Origin of the sequence: Synechococcus sp. R60.1, assembly GCF_047461835.1 — a bacterium.
Classification (GTDB): Bacteria; Cyanobacteriota; Cyanobacteriia; order Thermostichales; family Thermostichaceae; genus Thermostichus.
This window is the reverse complement of sequence record NZ_JANSIA010000149.1, coordinates 1-2,635: the sequence shown is the minus strand read 5'-3', so window position 1 is coordinate 2,635 and position 2,635 is coordinate 1. Positions and strand designations below refer to the sequence as shown.

Sequence of the window (2,635 nt, the reverse complement as noted above, 5' to 3'; positions counted from 1 at the left end):
CTACCGTTCGCGCCAGCGGGCCGGAGGCCTTAAGCCCGCCCTGTACTGCGAAGCAGTCAGGGTCGGGTAGTTTACTACTCCTCGCTAGATCCCGGCCTTTGCGCATGAACGACGACATTCCGGTTGCCCGTCGCCAGTCCACTCCGGCGAAAAAAGCGCAAAGTTCGGTGCCTGCCCTGAGGTCCCGTCTAGTCTTGGGCCTGGTGCTGGTTGGGCTGTTGCTCTTGGCAGGTTGGGGGATAGAGAAGTTACCGGGATCCCAGCAGGCGGCGGATCCCCAAGTTCTGGAGGAAGCCGGTCAGCCCTCTCTGCCGCAGCCAACTGTGCAGAATGGGCGACCTTCTCTGTTGGGGCACTATGCCTATTCCGAAGCCCCTGCAGACAGCTTGCGGGTGGTGGGCAGCTACCGTGGTCGAGAGGTGCGCCTGCGCCAGGCGGCTGCCGAAAGTTACCTTCGCATGAGCGAAGCAGCTCAAGCTGCCGGGATCCGCCTTGTCCCCATTTCCGGGTTTCGCTCCATTGCGGATCAGGAATTCTTGTTTTTTCAATTGGCTCAATCCCGAGCCTTGCGACCCGAGGAGCGAGCTGCGGTCAGCGCTCCCCCTGGCTACAGCGAGCACCACACCGGCTATGCCATCGACCTTGGGGATGCCGAGTTTCCGCAGTGGGATACTCAAGAAGCCTTTGAGACCACCCCGGCCTTCCAGTGGCTGCAGAGCAACGCGGCCCGCTTTGGCTTTGAGCTGTCTTTCCCCAGAAACAACTCTCAGGGGGTGAATTACGAACCCTGGCACTGGCGCTTTGTGGGCGACCGCCATAGCCTAGAGACCTTTTACAAGCGCTAGCCAACTCCCTTCTTCTGAGGGGAGGGGGGCTGGGGGTGAGGGCCCAAAGAGCGGATGACGCGATTCGAACGCGCGACCGTCTCGTTGGCAACGAGAAGCTCTACCACTGAGCTACATCCGCGTCGGGAAATTTATGATGGCAAGTTTTGCGGTGGTTTGTCAAGTCAGGGATCCCCGGCGCATTTTGTTCCAGAATGAGAGAAGTTCATCTTTCTTTGCAGTTGCGTCAGGTCTGGGCGGGATCCCGGGCAGCGCCTGTTTGAGGGTATTGCTATGCGGGTAGCCATTATTGGGGCCGGATTGGCCGGGTTGGTGACGGCAGTCGATTTGGTTGAAGCAGGACACGAGGTGCAGCTCTACGAGGCGCGGCCTTTTGTCGGCGGCAAGGTGGGATCCTGGCAGGATGCCGATGGCAACCACATCGAGATGGGGCTGCACGTTTTTTTCTGCAACTACAGCAATTTGTTTGCCCTGATGAAAAAGGTGGGGGCCTACGAGAACCTGCTGCCCAAGCAACACACCCACACCTTTGTCAACCGAGGTGGGCAAACGGCCAGTCTGGATTTTCGCTTTCCCCTGGGGGCGCCTTTCAACGGCCTCAAAGCTTTTTTCACCACCGAGCAGCTCTCTTGGGCGGACAAGCTGCGCAACGCCTTGGCGCTGGGCACCAGCCCTTTGATTCGCGGCTTGCTGGACTATGAAGGGGCAATGCGGCAAATTCGCGCCTTGGATCGGATGAGCTTTGCCGATTGGTTTCGGCGGCATGGGGGATCCGAGGGTAGCCTGAAGCGGATGTGGAACCCGATTGCCTATGCCTTGGGCTTTATCGATACAGAGCAGATTTCTGCCCGCTGCATGCTGACGATCTTTCAGATGTTTGCCAGCAAAACAGAGGCCTCCAAGCTCAATTTCCTCAAGGGATCCCCGGACACCTACCTCACTCAGCCCATCGTCCGCTACATCCAAGCCCGTGGGGGCCAGATCCACACCCGCAGAGGGGTCAGTCGCATTGAAGTGAACGACTCTCCTCCCTACGCGGTGACCGGCTTGCTCTTGGCCAATGGAGAGCGGGTAGAGGCAGATGTGTACGTGTGCGCAGCGGCGGTGGAAGGGGCCAAGCGGCTGATCCCGGAAGTGTGGCGGCAGTGGCCTCAGTTCGACAACCTCTACAAGCTGGAATCCGTACCGGTGGCCACGGTGCAGTTGCGCTTCGATGGCTGGGTGACGGAGCTGAACCCCCAAGGCCAGGCCAAACGAGCCAGCCAACACCCAGAGGCTCTGGGTATCGACAATCTCCTCTACACCGCCGATGCCGATTTTTCCTGCTTTGCCGATCTGGCCCTCACCAGCCCCGCCGACTACTACAAACCCGGCCAGGGATCCCTGCTACAATGCGTGCTCACGCCGGGGGATCCCTTCATTTCCATGCCCAACGAGCAAATTGCCCAGCACGTGTTGCACCAAGTCCACGAGCTGTTTCCTTCATCCCGGCAACTGAACATGACCTGGTACAGCGTGGTGAAACTGGCCCACTCCCTCTATCGAGAAGCGCCGGGCATGGATCCCTATCGCCCACAGCAAAAGACCCCAATACCCAACTTCTTTTTTGCCGGCAGCTACACCGCCCAAGACTACATCGACAGCATGGAAGGGGCCACCCTCTCCGGCCACCTGGCTGCTCAGGCCATTCTGGCTGCCCACAGGGATCCCTGATAGGAGCATGACTCTAGTCAATAATAAGCTCAACTATACTGAAAATAATGTATAATATGTTCAGTACGGATTACTAC

The 2,635-nt window shown here is 58.7% G+C and carries 2 protein-coding genes and 1 tRNA gene; 2 read left to right on the top strand and 1 reads right to left on the bottom strand.

The features are described 5' to 3' along the window. Window positions 1–104 precede the first annotated feature (104 nt). Window positions 105–845: a D-alanyl-D-alanine carboxypeptidase family protein gene (locus NW834_RS13555; RefSeq protein ID WP_414418464.1), complete on the top strand. Its 741-nt coding sequence runs from the start codon at window positions 105–107 to the stop codon at window positions 843–845. Window positions 846–894: 49 nt separating this feature from the next. Here NW834_RS13555 and NW834_RS13550 read toward each other — a convergent pair. Continuing rightward, a tRNA-Gly gene (locus NW834_RS13550) sits at window positions 895–966 on the bottom strand. Window positions 967–1,118: 152 nt separating this feature from the next. Here NW834_RS13550 and zds point away from each other — a divergent pair. Then, window positions 1,119–2,558: a 9,9'-di-cis-zeta-carotene desaturase gene (zds, locus tag NW834_RS13545; protein WP_414418463.1), complete on the top strand. Its 1,440-nt coding sequence runs from the start codon at window positions 1,119–1,121 to the stop codon at window positions 2,556–2,558. Window positions 2,559–2,635 lie beyond the last annotated feature (77 nt).

Coding starts and splice junctions, on each gene's coding strand:
- NW834_RS13555 (WP_414418464.1), top strand. CDS start 105: ATGAACGACGACATTCCGGTTGCCCGTCGCCAGTCCACTCCGGCGAAA.
- zds (WP_414418463.1), top strand. CDS start 1,119: ATGCGGGTAGCCATTATTGGGGCCGGATTGGCCGGGTTGGTGACGGCA.